The 5,961-nt window shown below is 49.0% G+C and carries 5 protein-coding genes and 4 tRNA genes; 2 read left to right on the top strand and 7 right to left on the bottom strand.

Features of this window, described 5'->3' with window-relative positions:
- The 5 genes from BLU64_RS13285 to BLU64_RS13265 all read right to left on the bottom strand — a co-directional run.
- Positions 1-593 (bottom strand): GTP-binding protein (locus BLU64_RS13285; RefSeq protein ID WP_139171513.1); only part of this gene is annotated, 593 nt, incomplete at its 3' end.
- A gap of 104 nt (positions 594-697) precedes the next feature.
- Positions 698-773: transfer RNA gene (locus BLU64_RS13280), tRNA-Thr, on the bottom strand.
- 10 nt (positions 774-783) lie between these two features.
- Positions 784-858: transfer RNA gene (locus tag BLU64_RS13275), tRNA-Gly, on the bottom strand.
- A 231-nt stretch (positions 859-1,089) separates the two neighbouring features.
- Positions 1,090-1,174: transfer RNA gene (locus BLU64_RS13270), tRNA-Tyr, on the bottom strand.
- Between the two features lie 15 nt (positions 1,175-1,189).
- Positions 1,190-1,265 (bottom strand) — tRNA-Thr (locus tag BLU64_RS13265).
- A 352-nt stretch (positions 1,266-1,617) separates the two neighbouring features.
- Between BLU64_RS13265 and BLU64_RS13260 the strand changes: the two genes are divergently transcribed.
- The gene (locus BLU64_RS13260) at positions 1,618-2,142 is read left to right on the top strand and encodes a GNAT family N-acetyltransferase (protein WP_026744178.1); all 525 of its coding nucleotides are present in this window, start codon (positions 1,618-1,620) and stop codon (positions 2,140-2,142) included.
- A gap of 213 nt (positions 2,143-2,355) precedes the next feature.
- Positions 2,356-3,306 (top strand): type I pantothenate kinase, encoded by a 951-nt coding sequence (coaA, locus tag BLU64_RS13255; protein WP_026744179.1) that lies wholly within the window; start codon positions 2,356-2,358, stop codon positions 3,304-3,306.
- Between the two features lie 31 nt (positions 3,307-3,337).
- On the opposite strand, the gene birA is transcribed toward coaA, so the two are convergent.
- Together birA and murB are read right to left on the bottom strand one after the other, a co-directional pair.
- Complete coding sequence (gene birA, locus BLU64_RS13250; RefSeq protein WP_074728993.1) at positions 3,338-4,300, bottom strand: bifunctional biotin--[acetyl-CoA-carboxylase] ligase/biotin operon repressor BirA; 963 nt, start codon at positions 4,298-4,300, stop codon at positions 3,338-3,340.
- Positions 4,297-5,331 carry a UDP-N-acetylmuramate dehydrogenase gene (gene murB, locus BLU64_RS13245; RefSeq protein ID WP_074728991.1) on the bottom strand — a complete coding sequence of 345 codons (1,035 nt, stop codon included), beginning with the start codon at positions 5,329-5,331 and terminating at the stop codon, positions 4,297-4,299. Before murB ends, birA begins: the two co-directional genes overlap by 4 nt.
- Positions 5,332-5,961 lie beyond the last annotated feature (630 nt).

Raw genomic sequence — 5,961 nt, 5'->3', positions numbered from 1 at the left:
CTGTCCAGTGCTTCGGCCAGTTCTACAATCTTCGCTTCCCACTCAGCTTCGCCTTCCAGCGCTTTCAGAGCAGAACCACGGATTACCGGAGTATCGTCGCCCGGGAAGTCGTACTGAGACAGCAGCTCGCGAACTTCCATTTCAACCAGTTCCAGCAGTTCTTCGTCATCAACCATGTCGCATTTGTTCAGGAACACGATGATGAACGGAACGCCTACCTGACGACCCAGCAGGATGTGCTCACGAGTCTGCGGCATCGGGCCGTCAGTCGCTGCAACGACCAGGATCGCGCCGTCCATCTGGGCAGCACCGGTGATCATGTTTTTCACGTAGTCGGCATGCCCTGGGCAGTCAACGTGCGCGTAGTGGCGAGTCGGGGTATCGTATTCAACGTGAGACGTGTTGATGGTGATACCACGTGCTTTTTCTTCCGGCGCGTTGTCGATCTGGTCGAATGCGCGAGCAGCACCACCGTAGACTTTCGCCAGTACGGAAGTGATAGCAGCGGTCAGCGTTGTTTTACCATGGTCAACGTGGCCGATAGTACCGACGTTAACGTGCGGTTTAGTACGTTCAAATTTTTCTTTAGACATCGATTGTCCCTCTAAGACACGGATAAATCGGTGATATCACCACATCAACCAAGCAATTACTTGCTGAGCTTAACAAAAGGAAATCAGGAGGAATATAAAAGGAGTGGTGCTGATAGGCAGATTCGAACTGCCGACCTCACCCTTACCAAGGGTGCGCTCTACCAACTGAGCTATATCAGCACATCTAATATGGAGCGGGCAGTGGGAATCGAACCCACATCATCAGCTTGGAAGGCTGAGGTAATAGCCATTATACGATGCCCGCATCCTGGAACTCGGCTACCTGATTTCTTTGTAGAGTCAAAACCCCGGCACATATTACATTCATGCCGTGATTTTTTCGATCCGATTATTGGAACACCAGATCGTGTTAATCCCGTTGCCAGGATTGAATTGATGGTGGGAGAGGAAATAATTGCCACGCAACTCCTCACCTTCATCGACATGATACCTGTTGCTTTATCACATCGATTCAGCCATTTTTCATGGCTTGAATTGGTGGTGGGGGAAGGATTCGAACCTTCGAAGTCTGTGACGGCAGATTTACAGTCTGCTCCCTTTGGCCGCTCGGGAACCCCACCTGGTTGTGTACTTGATGGTGCCGGCTGCCGGAGTCGAACTGGCGACCTACTGATTACAAGTCAGTTGCTCTACCAACTGAGCTAAGCCGGCATCAAGTGCTGCGCATTCTAGGTAGAGTGGCCGGTCTATGCAACAAAAAAATTGCTTAAAATGCACTGTCGCTTAGATTTTGCACATTTCTGGACATTGTTTTGCATAAACGTTAGAAATTCGTGCAAATATGCACCACACCTGCGGCATCAACTGCATTCTTCATAAGGTCTAATCGAGCCCTCTTCTCTCCATTTCGTCATAATTCATGCTCTCCAATGACGGGCAGGCTAGCCACTATCGCTATATCGCCCGCATAAAACCCGGTAGCTTGTGTTGAAAGTGGTATATTTTTTGCTCGTTGATAGTCAAGAGGCCATCCGCCAGTGCTTGATTTTGCAGGAGAGACTTTATGAAAACTGTCTTGATCTCCACCGACACATTTCCTTTATATCGTCATGCGTTGGCGGGATTACTGATTGATGCCGTTGATAATGGCTGCTCAATCGGATATCGAATGCCCTTGTCCTATGAACATGCCGAAAGTTATTTCGATAGTCTGAAGCCTTCTATTGCGCAAGGAGAACGCCGACTTTGGGTCGCGCTTTATGAGGGTAAGGTGGTAGGAACCGTGCAACTGGAACTTTGCCAGAAATCGAATGGGCAAAATCGTGCGGAAATTCAGAAATTGCTCGTTCACAGCCAGTATCAACAAAAGAGAATAGGACATCATCTTTTGCACGAACTTGAAACAGCAGCGTTTAGCCTGCAGCGCGGCCTGCTTTATCTTGATACAGAAGCAGGCTCCACGGCGGAACTATTTTACCAGTCGCAGGGCTATACCTATCTGGGGGAAATCCCCGATTACGCATGCTCCCCCGAAGGGATTTATCACCCTACAGCGATTTACTACAAACGTCTTTTTATCGTGAAGTGATACTGGTGGGTTATCGCTCACTGAAATAAACCCGATGCCTTTATAAGGCATCGCGTTGCGTTGGATTTCTTCTTCTTTTCTTTACCCGCATGGTGGTAATCTGCCCGTCATCATTTAATTTTCCCCAATAAAAGGTGGGTAGTCTTTTTATCTGACGGTTTTAAGACCGACATGGCACCTTTTAACGCTGTACTGGCATATAGAAACGTATTTATGAGAGATAGCGAGCAATCCTTGGCCACACCATATCTGCAATTTGATCGTCAGCAGTGGGCGACGTTGCGGGATTCGGTCCCGTTAACGCTGACAGAGAAAGAAATATTAAAACTCAAAGGCATCAATGAGGATCTATCCCTGGATGAAGTTGCAGAAATTTATCTGCCACTATCCCGTTTATTGAACTTTTATATCAGCTCTAATTTGCGACGCCAGGCAGTTTTGGAGCAGTTTTTAGGCACTGACGGACAAAAAATTCCCTACATTATTGGAGTGGCTGGCAGTGTGGCTGTCGGGAAAAGTACGACTGCGCGCGTATTGCAAGCCTTGCTCAGTCGTTGGCCGGAACACCGTACAGTTGAATTGATCACCACCGATGGCTTCTTGCATCCTAATAAGGTTTTGAAAGAAAGAAACCTGATGAAGAAAAAAGGGTTTCCGCAGTCGTACGATATGCACAGCCTGGTGAAATTCGTTTCTGAAGTGAAGTCGGGGGCTCCTAGAGTCGTCGCACCGACCTACTCCCATCTGACCTACGATATCGTCCCTGGCCGGCACCAGATCATCGAACAGCCCGATATTCTTATATTGGAAGGGTTGAATGTTTTACAAAGCGGCATGGACTATCCTCATGATCCACATCGAGTCTTCGTATCCGACTTTGTGGATTTTTCCATCTATGTCGACGCGCCGGAAGATTTGCTGAAAAGCTGGTACATCAATCGCTTCTTGAAATTCAGACAGGGCGCATTTGCCAACCCGGACTCCTATTTCCATAACTATGCAAAAATTACGGAAAAAGAAGCAGTGGAATTCGCGTCGCAGGTATGGAATGAAATCAACGGGTTAAACCTGAAGAAAAATATTCTTCCGACGCGTGAAAGAGCCAGCTTAATTATGACGAAAAGCGCCAATCATGCAGTCGAGCGCGTAACGCTGCGTAAATAAGGTCGTAAGGGGATATCACATCCCCTTATTATTATGATGCTCCACGCAACGAGATTTCCCCTCCGATATAGGGTATCAAGACGCCGTTTTGCTCCAATAACAAAGCCCCTTGATTATCAATTCCTTTATCAACGCCTACGATCTCTTTATCGCCCATCAACAGTTTTACCGGCCGATTATAAAAATTATCCAGGGCCTTCCAGCGGGGAATGAAAGGAGCCAGACCATGCTGTTCGAAAGATATCAACGCCGCTCGTAACTCTGTTATCAAGCGAGCCGCCAACATGTTGCGATCGATAGTTATTCCCGCTTCCTGCAGATTAATCCAGCCTTGATTGATTATTTCAGCTCCCGGCTCCCGCATACGCAGATTGACTCCGGCGCCGATAACAAGGTGAGCCGCATCCCCAGTTCTGCCGTTTAGCTCAACCAGGATTCCAGCCAACTTGCGATCGTTTAAATAAAGATCGTTGGGCCACTTAACCCGCACGCCTCTCGCGCCCAGGTCATGCAGCACCTCAGCCATGATGATACCAATGACCAGACTCACCCCAATCGCGGCCGCAGGCCCTTGTTCCAAACGCCAGTAGAGCGATAAGTAGAGATTAGCGCCAAAGGGAGAGAACCATCTCCGCCCTCTTCGCCCCCGTCCTGCCTGCTGATACTCAGAGATGCAAACATCCCCCGATGAAACCTTATCGAGGCGGTCCAGCAGATACTGGTTGGTGGAGTCAATGACGGGCAACACATCAATATTTCCACCGCTGGTGAGCGTCCGGATTTTTTCAGCATCCAGCAGCTCTATGGGGGCAGGTAATGCGTAGCCTTTTCCGGTTACGGTATAAACATCAAGGCCCCATTCACGAATCGTGTGTATGTGTTTGTTGATTGCGGAGCGGCTCATACCCAGGCGCTCGCCAAGCACTTCACCCGAATAGAATTCACCGTCGGATAAAATAGAGATCAACTTGAGGGGAACTGTATTATCTCTCATGCCAACACCTCGACTGCGTTAACTTCGCCCTGACACGCGATAAATCGCACTTCAGGCTCCAACCCAATGCCAAATTTATCGGCCACCTGATTGCGCACGTAGCGCGCCAAGCCGACAACGTCTTTGCTGGTCGCATTTCCGACGTTGATAAGAACCAAAGCTTGATTCGCATGTACCGCAGCATCCCCAATCCGGTAGCCCTTAAGCTCACATTGGTCGATTAACCACCCGGCGGCGAATTTCACCTCGTCATTAGTCTGAAGATAATGCGGCGCGAGGGGAAAACGACGTAATAGCTCGTTCGCTTGAGCGGCAGGAAGTACTGGATTCTTGAAAAAACTTCCAGCGTTCCCATTCACAGCAGGGTCGGGCAGCTTGCTTTTGCGCATAGCGCACACTTGATCGAAAACCTGCTGTGGCGTCACAGTCTGAGGATTGAGTCGCGTCAGATCTCCATAGTTCAGCACCGGTTGCCAGGTTTTGGGCAAGGTTAATCCGACCGCCGTAATCGCATAGCCATCACGGTATTCATGTTTAAAGATGCTTTCACGGTAGGCAAACCGGCAGTCGTCCTGTGCCAACCGCGTTAGTTCGGCGGTACGAAGGTTCAAGACATCGACGTAGGCACACACGTCTTTCAACTCAACACCGTACGCTCCGATATTTTGGATGGGGGCCGAGCCGACACAACCAGGGATTAATGCAAGATTTTCTAATCCGGGAATGTGATGATGTAAGGTGAATTCAATCAGGTCATGCCAGACTTCGCCAGCACCGACATGAAGATGCCAACATGTGTCCGTCTCCTTAATCTCAATTCCTTTCAGACGATTCAATACAACACAACCAGCAAAATCTTCGAGGAAAAGGACATTGCTTCCACCGCCTAGAATTAGCACTGACTGTTCCGAAATGGTCGCTTTTTTCCAGGCGTAAAGAAGATCTTCGGCTGATTTGGCTGTGATCACATCTTTGGCTGAAACAGGCAGGGAGAATGAGTTATAGGGCTGTAATGCGGCGGCACTCGTCATAGTCGTCTTCATGCTCGATATATTTAATCGCTATAGTTTACTCGATTCAGAAACATTATTGAGCAGTGATTTCTGAAGTGTGCCTTGCTGTATTTCTAAGTTCTCGTTGACCCTAACCCTGACGCCAGTTTGCCTACCGCTTAAGCTAAGACCTGCGCTGAGTGTTAGATCCAATTAACATGTCCTTATCCAGAGCACGCAAAGCAGACGCTGTTGGGGGTTCAGTTGGATTGGGATACATTCATTCAAGTTTGTGAGCCAGAGGCAATTCACCCTGGTTAGCACCAACGGCTTCATATTGAGGCGACTAACATCCTGGCAAAACCATGTTGGTACCACATCACCTCGGCATCCCTGCGTTAACGGCAGACCTAGCCAATATGCTGCCGTCTCCCTGAGGAAAATACACCGACGCGACGATGCGCCGAGTTGTAGCATGATCAAGGGCAGAAGAGGCGGATTTTCGCAGGCAAAGAGGCCGCGGTTCGTCAGGGCTAATGATATACCGAAGTCAATCCGTACCGCATCAGTTCTGGTTAAGAAGGTCGGTGCTAGTGCAAGATCAGGGGCAGACTTAGGCAACGAGAATGGGAATGGACGATAAACGCTCATCGCGACGGCTGTTGTGAG

This window comes from Lonsdalea quercina (assembly GCF_900107885.1).
Classification (GTDB): domain Bacteria; phylum Pseudomonadota; class Gammaproteobacteria; order Enterobacterales; family Enterobacteriaceae; genus Lonsdalea; species Lonsdalea quercina.
This window is presented reverse-complemented; position numbering and strand designations above follow the sequence as displayed.

Coding starts and splice junctions, on each gene's coding strand:
- murB (WP_074728991.1), bottom strand. CDS start 5,331: ATGACGAGTGCCGCCGCATTACAGCCCTATAACTCATTCTCCCTGCCT.
- coaA (WP_026744179.1), top strand. CDS start 2,356: ATGAGAGATAGCGAGCAATCCTTGGCCACACCATATCTGCAATTTGAT.
- birA (WP_074728993.1), bottom strand. CDS start 4,300: ATGAGAGATAATACAGTTCCCCTCAAGTTGATCTCTATTTTATCCGAC.
- BLU64_RS13260 (WP_026744178.1), top strand. CDS start 1,618: ATGAAAACTGTCTTGATCTCCACCGACACATTTCCTTTATATCGTCAT.